Origin of the sequence: Prosthecobacter sp. (genome assembly GCF_046154365.1) — a bacterium.
In the GTDB taxonomy this organism is placed as follows: Bacteria; Verrucomicrobiota; Verrucomicrobiia; order Verrucomicrobiales; family Verrucomicrobiaceae; genus Prosthecobacter.
In genome coordinates this window covers 36,653-52,520 of the sequence record NZ_JBJXFV010000183.1, presented here as the reverse complement: position 1 = coordinate 52,520, position 15,868 = coordinate 36,653, and the positions used below count along the sequence as shown (strand labels likewise).

Sequence of the window (15,868 nt, the reverse complement as noted above, 5' to 3'; positions counted from 1 at the left end):
GTGGCTCAAAGCTGAGACGTGGTGAGCGTGATGGCGATGTCCTCGCGACCACGCCAAGCGCTGCGGCACCATTTGCCCTGCATGCCGCGCATGAGGTCACTGGCGCAGATCACCGTCGAAGTAGATAAGTCATTCTTCAAAGCGCTCTTCAAGCGTTTGGCATAGGCTCTCAATTCCTGCACAACGGATTCACCGCCCTTTCGAGAGCTTGTTGTACTTCTCTACCACCTCGTTGAACTCAATGGTGCGGGCGTTGAGCTTTTCGATGGCGGCGTCGCGTTCCTTGGCGAGCTGCTTGAGCAGTTCGTTCTGTTTTTCGATGGTGCTGTTCTGGGCGGTGACGGCGGCGTTGTGTTCCTTCATCACACTGCTGCCCTGGCCGAGGGCGGACTGGGCGGCGGCGAAATGGGCCTGCGTCTGCATGAGTTCGCGCATGTAAACGGCGATGGTGATGCCACGGGCGACAGAGTCGGCGGAGAGGTCGTTGTACTCGCGGGTGACTTCGACCAGCTTGGCCTCGACTTCGGCACGCAACTCGGTGAGGCGCTCGATTTCCTTCTCGTACTCGCGCACTTTGCGCTCGGCCTCAATGCGCAGGGCATTTTCGGCCTCCAGGCGTTTCACGAGGTCGGTGATGTGGCCGCGCAGGCGGGCCTCACGCTGCCATTGCACGACGCAGACGACGCAGAGGCCGAGCGCGATGAGGGCGAGCAGCGTGGTAAGCAGGCGCTTCATTTCGTGCCGGTGCTGACGGGTTTGACGTTGAAGGCGACCTTGGTGAAGCCGACACGCTTGGCGGCGTCGAGCACTTTTACCAAGTCGGCGTAGCGCGTGTTCACATCGGCGCTGATGTACACCGGCGTGGCGGGGTCTTTGCCGAAGCGTTCGGACAGTTTGCGGTCGAGTTCCGGCAGTGTGGTGGCGGTTTTGTCGAAAAAGACATCGCCGGTGGCGTTCACGGCCAGATTGATCATGTCCGGCTTGAAATCAGACTGCGCGGACGAGGCGACGGGCAGGTTGACCTTGATGGTCTGCTGCTTCGACATGGTGAGGCTAACCATCATGAAAGAGGCGAGCAGGAAGAACATCACGTCGATGAGCGGGATGATCTCGAGGCGGGTCTTTCGTTCTGGGAGTGGAGAGTGAAGCTTCACGGAGAAAATGACGAAATCAGAATGACGAATGACGATGGAATGACGAATTCCAAATGACGAACATAGAACAGGCTTGGGGGACTTTAGGCATTCGAGCTTCGGGTTTATTTCGTCATTCGGATTTACTCATTCGTCATTTCCCAGCTCCGCTTCACGCTTTCACTGCAACTTTGTCAAACCCATGCTGCGCGGCCAAAATGAGCACGTTGTTCGCAGCGGCTTCGAGATCGAACTTTAGGGCGGCGAGGCGGCTGTGGAAGTAGTTCATGGGCACCAGCGTGCCGATGGCGATGCCGAGACCGGCGGCGGTGGCGATCAGCGCCTCGCCGATGCCGCCGGTGACTTTTTCGACGGCGAGTTCGCTGCTGCCGATGCTGGTGAAGCTGCCCATGATGCCGGTGACGGTGCCGAGCAGCCCGAGCAGCGGCGCGAGTGTGACGATGGTGTCCATGGCGCTCAAAAAGCGGCCCGCATCGCGCAATTCTTGGCCGGCGGCGACTTCGAGCGCGCCCTGCATGCTGCTGTGACGATGATGGAGGCCGTGATGAATCATGCGCACGACCGGATCGCTTGATTGGGCGGATTGCGCGATGGCTTGGGCGAGGTTTCCGGCCTCAAGAGTCTCATAAACGGCATCCAACTGCTTCACGGAACGCTTGGTGGCAAAACGCAGCCACCAGAACACACGTTCGACGAAGATGCAGACGGCCACCAGCGTCACTAGCGCGATGGGATACATGATGGGACCGCCTTTGAGGAAGAGATCGACGACAGCGTTGGCGAGAAGAGGCATGGGAATGGAGGATGTTTAGCGCAGACGGAAGGTGAGCGGCAGGGTGTAGCGATTGGAGGCTCCGCCGGGCCAGCGCCAGTTGCGGCGCACCCAGGAGGCGGCGTAATCGTCCAAGGCGCTGAATCCGGTGCTGCCGATGACGCTGACGCCTTCCACGGCACCGGAGGGGCCGACGCTGATGCTCAGACGCACGGTGCCCTGCATCCCGGCTCCACGCGCGAAGCTCGGATAAGGCGGCGCGGGGAATTTTCCTTTGCCGCCGCTGCCAGAGGCGCCGGTTCCGCCTGCGCTGCCAGCTTGTGACGTCGTAGAGCGCGTGCCGCTGCTGGCCACCGGTGTGCGTGGACGCGGTGGTGTCGGTGCCGGCTTCGGTTTGACCACGGGATCGATGGGTCGCAGGGCGTCTTCGATTTTCGGCGCGGTGGGAATGGCGAAGATGTCTTCCAGCGTCATCGCTTCGGCGATCTCAGGCAGGTCGAGTTGCTCCGGCGGCGTCTCAACGGCTTCAGGAATCTCAACCGGGAGCACAGGTTCGGTCTCTGCTGGCGGATTTTCACTTGTTTCGAGCGTTTGCAGCTCGGCCATCGAGGTCTCGATCATCGGCACCTCAACGGCGTTATCGAGGTCGGCGAGCGATTTGAGATGGATGGGCGGCAAATCGGCGGCCAACATGCCAATGATGGCGATCGCCAGAAAGCTCGCGCTGATGCCCACGATCCAAGAGAGCGCGGTGACCGCCTGAACGGTGTCCTGCCGACGCCAGACACCCGCAGCGCGGGCAGTAATGGGCAAAACAGGCGTGCTGGAGAGTTCGAAGCCCATGGTGGGCAGGGAATTTATCACGAGGGAGCTCATGGCACAATGAGAGGGGCGGTTGTTGAGCATGAATCGCAAGAAAGGAGCGTCAACTTGCAATTGAGACTCTATCGCAAAAAGAACTTGCGCGTTACCTTGATCCGTTCACTCTCCGCGTCGCTGCGACACAATCTCAATAACAACCCTCTCATGAAGCCCTCCCCCAAACTCGCTCGTGCTACCGGACCCGTCATGGCTGCCGTTGCCCTCCTTTTCCTAGCCATTGCCTCCCACGCACGTTCCCAGAGCGTGAGCAAACCAAAGACGGTCACCGAACTGCCGAACATTGTCATCACCGCATACCCCCCGGAGGAGGCACAGATCAAAATCCCCTACCTGCCACCAGTCGAAGGCACCAAGATTTATGCGGGAAAGCGTGCCTCCATCATTGAACTCAAGGCGCTGCCGGAGGTGATTTCCAACAACTACCGCCAGGCGTTCGCGCTGACCCCCGGTCTGCTCGTGTCGGAGGAAACCACGCCGCTGGTCAGTTTGGGGTATCGCGGCATCGGCAGCCCGGATCGCGCCCAGTTCATGCAGATTCTGCAGGATGGCATTCCCATCAGCGCCGATCCCATCGGCTATCCCGAAGCGTACTGGACACCCCAGTTGGAGTCGGTGCAACGCATCGACTTTCTACGCGGCGGCGCCTCGCTCCTTTATGGCCCCCAGCCTGCCGGAGCCCTGAACTATGTGACGCTCATGCCGCGTGCCGACCAGCCGCTGGGCGTGCGCCAGCAGTTCATCATGGGCACGGATGATCTCATTTCTTCCTACACCGCCGTGGATGGCACGATCGGGAAGCTCGGGTATCACGGCTACTTTGCTCATCGCTCCGCCGATGGCTTCCGTCAGGCCAACAGCGACTACGAGACCAACGGCGGCCGGGTGAAACTGGTGTATCAGCAGGATGAAGACACCCGCTGGATTCTTGGTGTGGACGCCTTTGAGCAGGAAAACGGCGAGCCAGGAGGACTGAGTGCTGCCCGTTACGCTGCCGCCCGCGATCAAACGGTGCGCTTCAACGACCGCTTCAAGCTCAGCCGCTACGCGATGAGCATCGAACTACAGCACCGCATGTCCTCAGACACCGAACTCAGCATCAAAACCTGGGCGGCCTACTACGACCGCTGGAGTCGCAGACAGAATGGTGGTGGCTTTGGCATCGTGCCCGTGGGCGTGACCACCAGCATCGACCGTCAGGAGTTCTACAACTGGGGCATCGAACCACGCATCCGCCATGACTACGAGGCATGGGGCGGCAAACACACGCTCAGCGCAGGCATGCACTTCTACATGTCCCATTCCCCCACCACCACCAAAACGGGGGCCACCGTGACCTCAAATGACGGCCCCATCCTGCGCGACGCGCAGCGCGACATCATCTACGGTGCCCTCTTTTTGGAGAACAAATTCACCTTCGGCCGCCTCACCATCACGCCGGGTTTTCGCATGGAACTCGTGAATCAAGACATGACCCTGCAAAATTTCGCCGGGGGTGCCGTGCCTGAAACCAACAACAGCAAGTTCGACCGCCAGCCGCTCTTTGGTCTGGGTCTGGCCTACGATCTTGGCAGTGAAACCACCGTCTATGCCAACATCTCGCAAAGCTATCGTGCCACCACCTTCGCCCAGTCGCTCATTCCGGTGGCCGGCGGCACGGCAAACGATGCCGCACCCAGCGTCGGCTGGCACTACGAACTCGGCATGCGCGGCACGCCACGCCCCTGGATCACCTGGGACAGCGCCTTCTTTCTGGTCGATCTGGACAACAAATTCGGCACCACCGGCACGGCGCTCACCAGCGTCGGACGTTCCATCAATTACGGCTGGGACGGCGCCCTGCAGTTCGATGTCATCGGCGCCCTTGACGCCGCCAATGGCACCCATCGCGGCGATCGCCTCGGCGCATTGAACCTGTATGCGAACGCATCGCTTCTCGAAGCCCGCCTCAGCGGTGGCCCCAACAACGGCGGCACACCGCAGTTTGCCCCGTCCTACATGGTGCGCACGGGTGTCATCTACAGCCGCAAGAGCAAACTCAAGCTCGCCTTCCTCGGCACCCTGATGGCACGCCATAGTGGCAGTGACACAGCCGCCGCCGGTTTCGACATCCCCGCCTACACCACCTGGGATCTCACCGCTGAAATCCCCGTGACGCAAAACCTCAAGCTCATCGGCGGCCTCAACAACGTCTTCGACAAACAGTACTTCGCCCGCGTCAACGCCGGCGGCATCGACCCCGCCTACGGTCGCAACTTCTACTTCGGCGGCAGTGTGACCTTTTGATCCTTGTTAGGTTGGATCGAGTCCCTGCGGGGCGCGGAAGTGGTGTTTCGCCCTCGCAGGGATTTTTTTTGTGCTTTTAACCCAGCCCTTCGATCTTCCAGCCGTCGCGATACTCGCGCTTCACCAGCGCGTTGGCGGCTTCGAGGTTGGTGAATTTCAAACCGGCACGGTCCCATTCGAGCCACTGGTTGGGGAAACGATCGGCGATGGTGCCGACGACGACGGTTTCGGTCAGCGGGCCGCCGTGGCTGAAGTCGCCGCAGCTTTTTGTGCCAGCGAGAATCGCATCGACCCAGTCGAGGTAATGATCCTGTGGTTTGATGCCGCGCGGATACTTTTCCGCCGGGAAATCGGCCTCGGGCAGCACGAAAGGACGCACGCCGTAAGGTTTGAAGATCGCGCCATGCTCACCGATCCAGTAGCCGCCGCTGGCGGGGAAGTTCGTGAGCGCGGCAGGCATTTTCACCACATTCCTGTCGGGTTCGATGCCACCATCGAGCCAGGTGAGCTTCAGCGAGTCACCGGCGATGAGTTCATTGCCCGCGAACTCGAATTCGACGCGGCGTTTGTCGGCCCACAACGCACCGCTGCTGCCTGCCGTGAGCTGGCGCACGCGTTTCGGTGCGCCAAGCTTCAAACCATCGAAGGTCGCATCGAAATGATGGCAGCCCATGTCACCGAGTTCACCGCAGCCGAAATCGAACCACGCACGCCACGTCTGTGGATGATAGGTGTCGTTGAGATACGGCCGCAGTGTGCGCACGCCGAGCCAGTGGTCCCAATCGAGTCCTTCTGGGATCGCATCGCCCTGCGGCCGCAGTTCGGTGTTCTTCGGCCACCAGTTGAGCTTTTTGTTCTCCCACATGATGACCTCTTTGATTTTGCCGATGGCCTTGGTGCGCAGCAGTTCCACCATCATGCGGCTTTCGATGCTGGAGCGGCCTTGATTGCCGAGCTGCGTCACCACCCCGGCTTTGACGGCCTCTTGCGCGAGAACTCGGCATTCATGCGGCGTGGGAGCCATCGGTTTCTGCAAATAGACGTGCTGCTTGCCGCGCAGGGCCGTGATGGCGATGGCGGCATGCATGTGATCCGGCGTTCCCACCGTCACCGCATCGAATTTGTCGCCATGCTTCGACAACAGCTCGCGCCAGTCCTTGTGCTGCGTGGCTTCCGGAAAGTCTTTGGCCGCCTGGGCGATGTGGCGGGCATCCACATCACACAGCGCGACGATCTTCACCTTCGCGTGCTTCGCCACACTGCGCATCGTGTTCCCGCCCATGCGGGCGACACCGATGCTGGCGACCTGCAGCATCGAGTTCGGTGATGCAGAACGCAGAATGGCGGGAAATCCCAGCGCAGATGCAGCGCTGGCTTGCTGGATGAAGTGGCGGCGGTTCATGAGGCCATCCAAACGACCGCATGCCGCGCAATACTTCAGCGCTAAATGTCACCAAGCGCCAAAGGCGCGAAACTCCTCAGCCCAAGGTGAAACCTTGGGTCAACGATCGCGCAAGCCCGTCAGCCCTGAAAGGGCGGCACTTGACTCAGGGCTTGCACCAACATGCAAACACCCACGGTGTCGAATCCCGCGCTTTCAGCGCTCCCGCCGGTTGATCACCAAACCCAGGGTTTCACCCTGGGCTTGAGAGTCACGCGCCGTTGGCGCTCAAGATGTCGCTTACTTCCGAAACGGTGACGCGGGCATGCCCGCGCCGTTGAAAAGCGTCGCTACAGGATTGTCTTTCCACGCGTAACGAACGCCCTTCGGCTCCGCAACGGGCTTGGCGGAGACGATCACAGTTTCGCCGTCGATCTTCGCCTCCGCAGGCTGCCACTGGCCGTCAGCTCCGGCGATTTCAAATTCGGTGAGATCACCTTTGGCCTGCAAACCCTTCGCATGCTTGAAGGTGAGCACGAGTTCGCTGCCTTTGGCCGTCGCGGTGTCAATCAGCGGGCCGCAGATGGCGGGAACATCCTTTTGATACACAGTGCCGAGTGCCCACTGCGCGAGACGATAACCAACGTCCTGCTTGTTCTTTGGGTGGATGTCCTTGGCATCGCCGATGTCGAGCGTGACGGCCATGCCGCTGTTGGGAATCGTGTTGAGCGAGTTCAGCATCGACTCGCGCATGAGCGGCCATGAGTCGCCGGGGCGGGTGTAGTTCGGGAGCTGCACCCAGGCGAAGGGAAATTCGTCGGCCCAGCGGGTGCGCCAGTCTTTGGCGAGGAGCGGCAGTTGATATTGATAAAACGCCACCTTGGTCGGCTGGGCGTTGGCTTCGCCCTGATACCAGATGGCGCCGCGAATCGCGAATGGGATGAGCGGCGCAATCTTGCCGTTGAACAGACCGCCGACATCGCCTTTGCGCTCGCGGGTGGCGACGGGGTCACGCGGCTTGCGCGGCAGTGGTTGGCCGTCGGCTTTCGCCTTTCTCACGTCCTCGGTCCATTTGGCAACCTGGCGTTCATACAGCGCCTTCATTTTGACCGGATCAAACTTGGCGTCGTCCTGCTGCATCGCTGCAAAGAACGGTTTCAGCTCGGCGCTCGCGTGCTGTGCCTCGGGACTGATCCAGGACTCGATGGGCGTGCCGCCGACGGAGGAGTTGATGAGGCCGACCGGTGTTTTGAGCGCCGCATGCAGCGTGCGGCCAAAGAAAAATGCCGTGGCGGAGAATTTACCGACCGTTTCGGGCGTGCAGATGATCCAAGCGCCTTTGCCCTCCGATTTCGCCGTCGGGGAAGCACCACTGCCTTCAGTGAAGACGCGGATGAGCGGCAGATTCGCGGCGGCCTTGCTGCCTTCGAGGTCGTTGCTGCGCTCCACGGTCATCGCCATGTTTGACTGGCCGGAACCGAGCCACACTTCGCCGATGAGCACGTCCTTGATGGTTTTGTCGCCGATGGTGAGTGTTTGTGGTTCGGCGGCAGCGGTGAGCGCATCAAGTTTGAGCGACCATTTGCCTTCGGCATCGGCGGTGGTGGTCTTTTTCTGACCGGCGATGGCCACAGTGACTTCAGCGCCAGGAGCAGCAGCGCCCCAAACAGGAACAGGCTTGCCGCTTTGCAGGACCATGTGATCGGAGAACACGGCGGGCAGCGTGATGGCGGCATGCGTTGAGAGAGTGAAAAGGAGGAGGGCGGCGAGTGTTTTCATGGCTGGAATGAGAAGCGGCTTGTCAACGTCCGCGCCTCCACCTTTGATTCACCAATGTCATCCGCTCTTTATTCCGCCGGACTTGGGGATGTGATCCGAGTCTGCTACCTAAACGCCGCCTATCGGATCCTCAGCGAGACCACGCAGCCGCTGCCGGTGCTCGTGGCGTCGCACAATCCGTTTGCGCTGGAGATTTTCCGTCATCATCGCAACGCGAAAAACTTCATCCTCTACGACCTGGGGCATAAGTATCAGGAGTATCTCGACGCCGGGCTGCGTGGCGCGGACATCAGCCGGGCGTTGTGCGAATTTGCGGGCGTGGACTACGCAGGCATCATTCGTGGCAACGCGGACGGACATGTGCCGGTGTTTGATGCGCCGGATGACGTGGATTCGAACGGGCACATCGTGTTCCAGCCGTTTGCGGGTGTTCCGCAGCGCTCGCTGTCGCCGGCGTTGATCGAAACGATCGTGGGCATGCTGCGCACGCTGCCGTGGCGGACTTTCATCGTGACACGCAGCTATCCACGTTCCGGTGGCAGTGGGAAACTCATCCACGCTGCCGAGGATGCGCGCTGCTTTGAGGGCGGCAATGTGACGGTGTTGGAGAATCTCTCCACACCGGCGGCGCTGAACCTCATCAAGACGTGCCGCGCCTATGTGGGAAGCTGGTCTAGCCTCCAGCAGGCGGCGTGGTTTGAACACAAGCCGGTGGCGGTGTTTTACCCGGTGGATTACGTCGATGTGAAACAGCGCACGGGCTACGCCTTTGGCATGGACCGTGAGAACACGCTGGGCCGTGAGTTTCCGCAGGTGGATGCAGTGGAGTTGGAGGCGTTTCTGCGGCGCTGGTGAGCGGAGTTTGCCAGAAGTGCTCAGTGCTCAGTGCTTAGTGCTCAGTCAGGAATGACGTCACGCATTCATGCCAAAACACTGCTGCGGGCCACCCAGGAGGACGTAACGGCATCACGCGCCGGTGAACCGCCGCAAAACGTCGAAATGACCGGCGGCGGTGGCGATGTCTGCGGTCAGTTCCTCCACACGCAGCTTGTACGGCACATCGACGGGCGTGATGAACGGCACGCGGTTCGTCCGGGCGAAGATCATGCCGTGATAACGGCCGGTGATGACGAAACGCGAGTGGGCGATGCAGTCAAACGCCGCCTGCGGGCCGGGATTGGCGATGATGTGTGAATCAGGAAAGCAGCGCAGCGCATGCTCCAGCAGCGGAGCGTCATCAACCGGTGCTCCCATGCTCAGCCAGGTGACGGACAGGCCGGAGGACGCAAGCTGGCGCAGGTGGTGGTTGATCAGCGTGTTGCGCGGATTGACGAAGCCGGCGGGAACGAGCGTGACGGCATGGGCCGCCGCCGTTGGTGCCGCCAGCACCGGTTGGTAAAGATAAGCGGCATCGGGAAAGCACATGGCATCATCTCTGCCGCTGATCTCACGGGCGATGCGTACGCATGACGACGAGCGCAGCGTGATGAAATGCGCCTGCTGCAAATAAGGCACCCACGGCTTGAGCGCGGTGGCGTACGCGGCATCACGCTGTCCCTCAAATTGAAAGCCGCAGGAGATGAAGCCCCACGGAATGTCGCGTGCGATGGCGGCATCCAGGTAAAACTTCATGCAGCGGAAGTGCGGCGACTCAGCGTCCTCCGGCTCGGCACCGACATTGTGCAACACCCCGCCGCCGCCGATGACCAGCAGGCCGAGATCATCGGGCAGGCGGTCGGGCAGGTCGGAGTTGTAAAACACCAGCTCGTGCTCCGGCAACTGCTGCGCGAAGACGAGCGGATAGGTGTCGTCGCCGACGTTGCCATAACCGGAAGCGCCGACGCAGGCGATTTTCATGCGTGCACTGGCCGTTTGGCGGATTTTTTGCGCATAGCCGGGGCAAGGATGGCGAGGAACTGTGCCGCGATGTTGTGCCAGTCGAAGTCACGACGGCGCACATGCGCGAGGCTCTGCGCGGAGAGCTTCGCACGCAGGGCTTTGTCGGCGTAAAGCGACTGCAACGCGGCCACGAACGGCGCGTGATCGACCAAGGCACCGGTGGTGTTGATCTCGGGATTCATCAGCAGGCGTGAGCACGGGATTTTCACGGCCGGCACGGCCCATTCGGCGAGTGCCGAGGAGTCTGGCACGAGTTGCGGGATGCCGCAGGCCATGCCTTCCATCGTGGTTAGGCCCCAGCCTTCGCCGAGCGTGGTGGTCATCTGCACGTCGAGGCTGTTGTAGATGAGCCGGAGGTGCTGCGGGCTTTGCAGACTGCGGATGTCATCACTGCCGGTGAGCAGCAGGCGGTCAGCGACGCCGTGGAAGGCGGCGACGCGGCGCAGATCCCAGCCGGTGTCTTTTTGCGCGCAATGGAGCAGCAGGAAGGCGTTGGTGACGCGATGCTGCTTAATCCAGTCGGCAAAAATCTGAATCGTTAGGTCGAGACGCTTGCGCGGCTGGTTGCGATTGAGATTGCCGACGATGAAGGCGTTTTTTGGCACGTTCAGATCAAGCTGCCGCCGCGCTTCGCTGCGGTTCAGCGGCTGGAACACGCCGGTGTCGATGCCATGCGGAACGACATGGCGTTTGCCGTTGAATCCGGCCTGCACGGCCTCACGATGGCCGAAATTCGTGTACCAAACAGCCGCGTGAATCTTGTTCAGTTCGCGCATGGCCGCCGGATCGAGATTGCCGCCATCGACGGGCATGTAGCCGATGATGGGAACACCTTTGGGGGCGATTTTGGCAAACTCAGCGACATTCCACCAGTCGTTGTTGATGATGACGGCGGCGGGATCGAACTCGGCGCAGAGGTGCGCGAAGCGGTTCATGCCCCACATGTCGCCGCCCTGCCAGGCGGGCATGACGCGATAGGGCAGCTCATGCGTAGAGCCGTCGTAGTTGATGCCGGAGACGACGATCTCCCAGTCATGCTGCAGATGATTCAACACGGCATGCGTGACGGTGGCGAAGCCGGTGGGCACGAGAGCGTCGCCGATCCACAGCAGGCGCGGCTTGCTGCGGGTGACGCCGAAGAACCGCCGGAACCAGCCTTTTTTGGGAGATTCTGTTCGAACCGTGGTGCCGATGGCAGGTTCACCGCTGGCCATCACCGGCGTCGAAAGCGCGCCGGTCGGACGGGTGGTGGCGGTTTTTTTCGAGGCGGGCTGCTGTTTCAACCGAGCCACCTGCTGTGGCACCGCAACCTTCTTGCTGGCAGCAGCACGGCGTTTCACTAGAACTTTTTTCCTGGCGGCTGCGGGCTTCTGCTTGGCTGGCGCTTTGTTCAAGGCGGGCTGCTTGCGGGCTTTGGGTTGCTTGCTCTGACGTTGGGCGGTTTTGCTGGTGTTGGAGCGTTTGTTCATGATGAGGTGTGATGTGATTTAAGGCGGTGGCGTCATGCTTGGCAAGGCAAGCGAGCGATGTGCCGCAAAATAATCACTAGAAACCACCGCAGGCGGCCTGAAAAGCCGCCAGCATTATTCATCATCATGAATGCCACACTCCGGCAGCAGCGGGCGGAGTTGCTCAATGACGGCGGCATCCCCCACGCGCAGCAGTTTTAGCTGCGTGCAGGCGGCGAGGAGAGGGACCGCCTCCAGAGTGACCGCAGGGCTGGACATCAGATCAAGGCTGGTAAGCGTCGGGATGTCTGCCAGATGCTTGAGTGCGTCCGTGGGCACTGCCAAGCCATGCAGATTCAGATTTGAAACCGTGCCGGCCGCCCGGATCAGCGCAACGAGTTCTTCAAAGGCACCCAAGTCGGTGATGGGGGCTTCCAAAAACGAGACACGCCAGACGGTGATGGGTCCGGCGGGCAGTTCGTGAGCGAAGTGTATGTCGGCATAGCCGCCCTGCTGTTTTTCCGTGCCGGTGGGAGTCAGTACATTCACCACTCCGCCATGCTCCATCACCCAGCGGGCGAGATTCAACTGCTCTGACGCGGCGGGAGCAGGCTGCGGCGGTGGTGGTACTGAAACCGAAGCCATGACCTCCGGCTTCGACAGCCAGCCTGCCTGCCAAGCGGCGGAAAAACCAACTCCCAGCAGCAGCACTGTTGCAGTTGCCCAGATCGGCGTGTGCTTGGCCGGCAGTTTGCCATGCTTGAGCTTCACCGTGACAGCGCCGGTGGAAATCGGGCCGACAGGGTCTCCGGCAACGCTGATGTTACTCTTCTCGGGCCGGCGGTAGTTCTTCCAGTTGTCACTGTTCACCAGCAGCTTTTCGAGCACCTGCGTCATCTCGCTGACCTGCTGGTAGCGTTTGTCGGGATCATTCTGCATGGCCCGGTTGACGACGGCATCCATGCGCTTGTCCGAGCCGGAACAGGTCGAGGGCGGCTCCCATGCGCCCTTGGGCACATGGCCGGTGAGCAGCTCATAAATCATCACGCCCAGCGAGTAGATGTCGGCGCGATGGTCGATCTTGCTGCTTTGATCCAGCGCCTCGGGCGCGATATAGTCAGGCGTGCCCAGCGTCGCGCCGGTGGCGGTGTAACCATCAGCTTCAGGACCGACGATCTTCACCAGCCCGAAGTCTGCCACCTTCACATTGCCACGTTCGTCGATGAGGATGTTCGCTGGCTTGATGTCGCGATGCACAATGCCGCGCTCGTGCGCAAACTGCAGCGCCTCACACACCTGGGTGACGATCTTGAAAATCTGCTTCGGTCCAGGCGGCGCACGCTTCAAGAGCTGCTGCAGGTCCATGCCGGCAACGAACTCCATGGCATAGTACATCTGGCCTTCCTGCGTCTCGCCGAAATCATGCACGGCAATGATATGCGGATGGTTCAACTGGGCCAGCGCATGCGCCTCGCGTTTGAAACGTTCGGCAAAGCTTTCTTTGTTGCGATGCACCTGCGGCAGCAGCTTCACCGCCACCGTGCGGTTCAGGCTTTTCTGCAGCGCCTTGTACACCGCGCCCATGCCGCCGCAGTCGATGAACTCGAGAAACGTGTAGCCGGGAATCAGCGCGTCGAGCTCCGCCGTCGAAGGGGGAGTGAAGGGCTCGAACTTGATGGCATCACCGCCTTGATCTTTCACCGGCTGCATGCGGTTGATTTAAGATGGCAGCGCCAGTGTTGGCAAGCTATCCGAGCGGTTTGCCGCAAACTAATCGCTAGATTGGGTTTGAAAGCACTTGAGCGGCACAATCCGACTGATGCGCTGGCATTAGCGTGAACATCACCTCCCTCTTGCCATCCACACACCGGCCACCGCCACCACCATGCCGATGAGCGACAAGCCCGTCAGCGTCTCGCCAAAGATGCTCCAGGCCATCAGCGCCGTCACGGCGGGCACGGTGTAAAACAGGCTCGCCACATTCACTGCCGTGCCGCTGCGGATCAGATGATTGAGCAGACTGATCGCCCCGATGGACAGCACCAGCGCCACCCACAGCAGCGCAAACACAAACTGCCCGCTCCACTCGATGCGCATCGTCTCCGTGGTGAAAGCGAGCAGCGCTGTGATGAGCAGACTCGCCGCATACTGCACCACCGTGCTCGTGCGCAGGTCAAAACGCGGGCAATGCCGCTTCTGCCACAGCGTCCCCGCCGTGATGCCGATCAGCGACAGAATTGCTGGCACCGTCATCAGAAAAGTCAGCCCGCTGCCCGTCTTGTGCGCCACCACCATCGCCGTGCCGACAAACCCCAGCGCCAAACCTGTCCACTGACGCGGCAGCACCCGCTCACCGAGTGTCACACCGGCAAACGCCGCCGTGAACAGCGGTTGCAGCGACACGATCAGGCTCACAATCCCCGCCGGCAGTCCCAGCCGCAGCGACCACACACAGCCGCTCAGATACAGCGCATGAATCAGCAGCCCCGCGAACGCCACATGCGCCATCTGTCCCTTCCCCTGCGGCCACGGTGCCCGTGACACGAGCGCAATCGGCACCAGGATCGCCAGCACGATGCAGTACCGCAGCGTCAAAAATGTGAACGGCTCCGCATACGGCACCCCCAGCTTCGACCCGATGAACCCACTGCTCCACAGCAGCACAAACAACCATGGGGTGACTGCGGTCCAGCGTGAGGCACGCGGCGTGGTGCTCATGCTGGAATGATGGATGGTGTGGTTGGCATGTAGCGCATCAGAGTGACGAATCTACTGAGCAGCCTTGCCACCGAAGTGTGCAAAGGGCTTGGGAAAGTAGCCGTCATCGCTCCGCGTGACGAGCATGGCGTGTGTTGAAGGCAAAGAGGGTGGAATGTCCATTTCGCGTTCGTCATGCTGGCGTAGGCGCTGTGCTCATCACGCGGAGCGATGATGGCTACTGTGCGCATGCAATTTCACATGCAGATGAATGTGATCATTCACGACATGCTTGCCGAGAAACGCAAACAGCCTGCCGAACTGCGTGCGGTCGAGTTCAAACTGCGCCTGACCGGTGAGATGATCCGCATCCGCCGCAGCGATGACGGCGGGGAAGCTCAAGGGCTGCGTGACACTTGCTTGCAGCGTCTTCAGTTCGGCGGCGGAGATCGTTTTCATGCGGCCATCGTGGGATAGTCGGTGTAGCCCGCAGGTCCAGGCGAGTAGAATCGCGCAGCGTTCGGCGCATTGAGTTCCGCCTTGGCGGCGATGCGAGCTGGCAGATCGGGATTGGCGAGGAAGCTGGTGCCGAAGGCGACAGCGTCGAGCTGACCGGCGCTGATGGCCTGCTCGGCTTCGTCGGCGGTGTAGCCCATGTTGCCGACGAGTACCCCTTTGAAAGCGGCACGCGCGGGCGTCATGACATCGCCCTGTTGCGCTTGGAAGAAGTCACTGCGCATCACATGGAGGTAAGCAAGACCACGAGCGCTGGCTTGCTCGGCGATGTAGGTGGTGATGGCGACGGGATCGCTGTCGATCATGCTGTTGTAGCTGTTCAGTGGCGAGATGCGCAGGCCGACGCGATCCGCACCCCAGACGCTGATGACAGCGTCGAGCACTTCGAGCATGAGACGAGCGCGATTTTCGATGGAGCCGCCGTAGGGGCCAGTGCGCTTATTGGCACCGTCGCGCAGGAATTCATCAAGGAGGTAGCCATTGGCACCGTGGACTTCGACGCCATCGAATCCGGCGGCTTTGGCGTTCTCGGCGGCCTTTGTGAAACCAGCAACGATGCCAGGGATCTCGTCGTCGCGAAGTTCTCGCGGCGTGACGTAGGGTTTCTTGCCTTCGGGCGTGTGAACTTCATCACCGATGATCGGAATGGCACTTGGGGCCACAGGTTGTGCTCCGCCATTGAGCAGCGGATGACAGGCGCGGCCGCCATGCCAGAGTTGCAGCACGATCTGGCCGCCTTTGGCATGAACCGCGTCAGTCACGGCTTTCCAGCCTTGGACTTGAGCCTCGGAGTAGATGCCTGGCTCCAGCCAGAAGGACGAATTGCCCTCCATCACCATCGTGGCTTCGGCGATGATGAGTCCGGCACTGGCTCGCTGAGCATAATACTCGGCCATGAGCGGTGTGGGATTGTGGTCGGCATCGGCACGGCAGCGTGTGAGCGGAGCCATGAGGATGCGGTTGGGCAGAGTGAGAGCACCGGCTTTGAGGGGAGAGAGAAGTAAGGCGTGGGACATGGTGAGAAGGGAATGACGAATGAACGAATGACGAAGGTGTT

The 15,868-nt window shown here is 60.9% G+C and carries 15 protein-coding genes; 2 read left to right on the top strand and 13 right to left on the bottom strand.

The annotated features are described in order from the left end of the window. Positions 1-5 precede the first annotated feature (5 nt). The 5 genes from ACKVY0_RS23840 to ACKVY0_RS23820 form a co-directional block, all read right to left on the bottom strand. Positions 6-152 carry a hypothetical protein gene (locus ACKVY0_RS23840; RefSeq protein WP_409217364.1) on the bottom strand — a complete coding sequence of 49 codons (147 nt, stop codon included), beginning with the start codon at positions 150-152 and terminating at the stop codon, positions 6-8. 37 nt (positions 153-189) lie between these two features. Continuing rightward, positions 190-735, bottom strand: coding sequence for a hypothetical protein (locus ACKVY0_RS23835; RefSeq protein ID WP_409217363.1), 546 nt, complete (start codon positions 733-735; stop codon positions 190-192). Then, on the bottom strand, positions 732-1,154 hold the full coding sequence (locus ACKVY0_RS23830) for an ExbD/TolR family protein (protein WP_409217362.1): 423 nt from the start codon (positions 1,152-1,154) through the stop codon (positions 732-734). The genes ACKVY0_RS23835 and ACKVY0_RS23830 overlap by 4 nt, the downstream gene beginning before the upstream one ends. 151 nt (positions 1,155-1,305) lie before the next feature. Then, positions 1,306-1,947 (bottom strand): MotA/TolQ/ExbB proton channel family protein, encoded by a 642-nt coding sequence (locus ACKVY0_RS23825; protein ID WP_409217361.1) that lies wholly within the window; start codon positions 1,945-1,947, stop codon positions 1,306-1,308. Positions 1,948-1,962: 15 nt separating this feature from the next. After that, a complete protein-coding gene (locus tag ACKVY0_RS23820; RefSeq protein ID WP_409217360.1) occupies positions 1,963-2,802 on the bottom strand; it encodes an energy transducer TonB in 840 nt (279 codons plus the stop codon). A 150-nt stretch (positions 2,803-2,952) separates the two neighbouring features. Between ACKVY0_RS23820 and ACKVY0_RS23815 the strand changes: the two genes are divergently transcribed. After that, on the top strand, positions 2,953-5,091 hold the full coding sequence (locus ACKVY0_RS23815) for a TonB-dependent receptor family protein (RefSeq protein WP_409217359.1): 2,139 nt from the start codon (positions 2,953-2,955) through the stop codon (positions 5,089-5,091). Between the two features lie 76 nt (positions 5,092-5,167). On the opposite strand, the gene ACKVY0_RS23810 is transcribed toward ACKVY0_RS23815, so the two are convergent. Beyond that, positions 5,168-6,493, bottom strand: coding sequence for a Gfo/Idh/MocA family protein (locus ACKVY0_RS23810; RefSeq protein ID WP_409217358.1), 1,326 nt, complete (start codon positions 6,491-6,493; stop codon positions 5,168-5,170). Between the two features lie 279 nt (positions 6,494-6,772). Further along, the gene (locus ACKVY0_RS23805) at positions 6,773-8,251 is read right to left on the bottom strand and encodes a sialate O-acetylesterase (protein ID WP_409217357.1); all 1,479 of its coding nucleotides are present in this window, start codon (positions 8,249-8,251) and stop codon (positions 6,773-6,775) included. 54 nt (positions 8,252-8,305) lie between these two features. Here ACKVY0_RS23805 and ACKVY0_RS23800 point away from each other — a divergent pair, with 54 nt between their 5' ends. Beyond that, the gene (locus ACKVY0_RS23800; protein ID WP_409217356.1) at positions 8,306-9,106 is read left to right on the top strand and encodes a hypothetical protein; all 801 of its coding nucleotides are present in this window, start codon (positions 8,306-8,308) and stop codon (positions 9,104-9,106) included. 111 nt (positions 9,107-9,217) lie between these two features. On the opposite strand, the gene ACKVY0_RS23795 is transcribed toward ACKVY0_RS23800, so the two are convergent. The 6 genes from ACKVY0_RS23795 to ACKVY0_RS23770 all read right to left on the bottom strand — a co-directional run bounded on the left by ACKVY0_RS23795 (position 9,218) and on the right by ACKVY0_RS23770 (position 15,827). Next, complete coding sequence (locus ACKVY0_RS23795; RefSeq protein ID WP_409217355.1) at positions 9,218-10,108, bottom strand: polysaccharide pyruvyl transferase family protein; 891 nt, start codon at positions 10,106-10,108, stop codon at positions 9,218-9,220. After that, positions 10,105-11,619 (bottom strand): glycosyltransferase family 4 protein, encoded by a 1,515-nt coding sequence (locus tag ACKVY0_RS23790; RefSeq protein ID WP_409217354.1) that lies wholly within the window; start codon positions 11,617-11,619, stop codon positions 10,105-10,107. The genes ACKVY0_RS23795 and ACKVY0_RS23790 overlap by 4 nt, the downstream gene beginning before the upstream one ends. Positions 11,620-11,733: 114 nt before the next feature. Next, the gene (locus ACKVY0_RS23785) at positions 11,734-13,308 is read right to left on the bottom strand and encodes a serine/threonine-protein kinase (RefSeq protein WP_409217353.1); all 1,575 of its coding nucleotides are present in this window, start codon (positions 13,306-13,308) and stop codon (positions 11,734-11,736) included. A 132-nt stretch (positions 13,309-13,440) separates the two neighbouring features. Continuing rightward, complete coding sequence (locus tag ACKVY0_RS23780) at positions 13,441-14,316, bottom strand: DMT family transporter (RefSeq protein WP_409217352.1); 876 nt, start codon at positions 14,314-14,316, stop codon at positions 13,441-13,443. A gap of 198 nt (positions 14,317-14,514) precedes the next feature. Further along, positions 14,515-14,754: a hypothetical protein gene (locus tag ACKVY0_RS23775; RefSeq protein ID WP_409217351.1), complete on the bottom strand. Its 240-nt coding sequence runs from the start codon at positions 14,752-14,754 to the stop codon at positions 14,515-14,517. Continuing rightward, positions 14,751-15,827, bottom strand: a complete 1,077-nt coding sequence (locus ACKVY0_RS23770) for an alkene reductase (protein ID WP_409217350.1) — start codon at positions 15,825-15,827, stop codon at positions 14,751-14,753. The genes ACKVY0_RS23775 and ACKVY0_RS23770 overlap by 4 nt, the downstream gene beginning before the upstream one ends. Between the last annotated feature and the right edge of the window lie 41 nt (positions 15,828-15,868).

Excerpts from the sequence above, each read along its gene's own strand:
- ACKVY0_RS23790 (WP_409217354.1), bottom strand. The coding sequence starts at position 11,619 with ATGAACAAACGCTCCAACACCAGCAAAACCGCCCAACGTCAGAGCAAG.
- ACKVY0_RS23795 (WP_409217355.1), bottom strand. The coding sequence starts at position 10,108 with ATGAAAATCGCCTGCGTCGGCGCTTCCGGTTATGGCAACGTCGGCGAC.
- ACKVY0_RS23775 (WP_409217351.1), bottom strand. The coding sequence starts at position 14,754 with ATGAAAACGATCTCCGCCGCCGAACTGAAGACGCTGCAAGCAAGTGTC.
- ACKVY0_RS23820 (WP_409217360.1), bottom strand. The coding sequence starts at position 2,802 with ATGAGCTCCCTCGTGATAAATTCCCTGCCCACCATGGGCTTCGAACTC.
- ACKVY0_RS23780 (WP_409217352.1), bottom strand. The coding sequence starts at position 14,316 with ATGAGCACCACGCCGCGTGCCTCACGCTGGACCGCAGTCACCCCATGG.
- ACKVY0_RS23835 (WP_409217363.1), bottom strand. The coding sequence starts at position 735 with ATGAAGCGCCTGCTTACCACGCTGCTCGCCCTCATCGCGCTCGGCCTC.
- ACKVY0_RS23810 (WP_409217358.1), bottom strand. The coding sequence starts at position 6,493 with ATGAACCGCCGCCACTTCATCCAGCAAGCCAGCGCTGCATCTGCGCTG.
- ACKVY0_RS23815 (WP_409217359.1), top strand. The coding sequence starts at position 2,953 with ATGAAGCCCTCCCCCAAACTCGCTCGTGCTACCGGACCCGTCATGGCT.
- ACKVY0_RS23805 (WP_409217357.1), bottom strand. The coding sequence starts at position 8,251 with ATGAAAACACTCGCCGCCCTCCTCCTTTTCACTCTCTCAACGCATGCC.
- ACKVY0_RS23800 (WP_409217356.1), top strand. The coding sequence starts at position 8,306 with ATGTCATCCGCTCTTTATTCCGCCGGACTTGGGGATGTGATCCGAGTC.
- ACKVY0_RS23770 (WP_409217350.1), bottom strand. The coding sequence starts at position 15,827 with ATGTCCCACGCCTTACTTCTCTCTCCCCTCAAAGCCGGTGCTCTCACT.
- ACKVY0_RS23785 (WP_409217353.1), bottom strand. The coding sequence starts at position 13,308 with ATGCAGCCGGTGAAAGATCAAGGCGGTGATGCCATCAAGTTCGAGCCC.
- ACKVY0_RS23825 (WP_409217361.1), bottom strand. The coding sequence starts at position 1,947 with ATGCCTCTTCTCGCCAACGCTGTCGTCGATCTCTTCCTCAAAGGCGGT.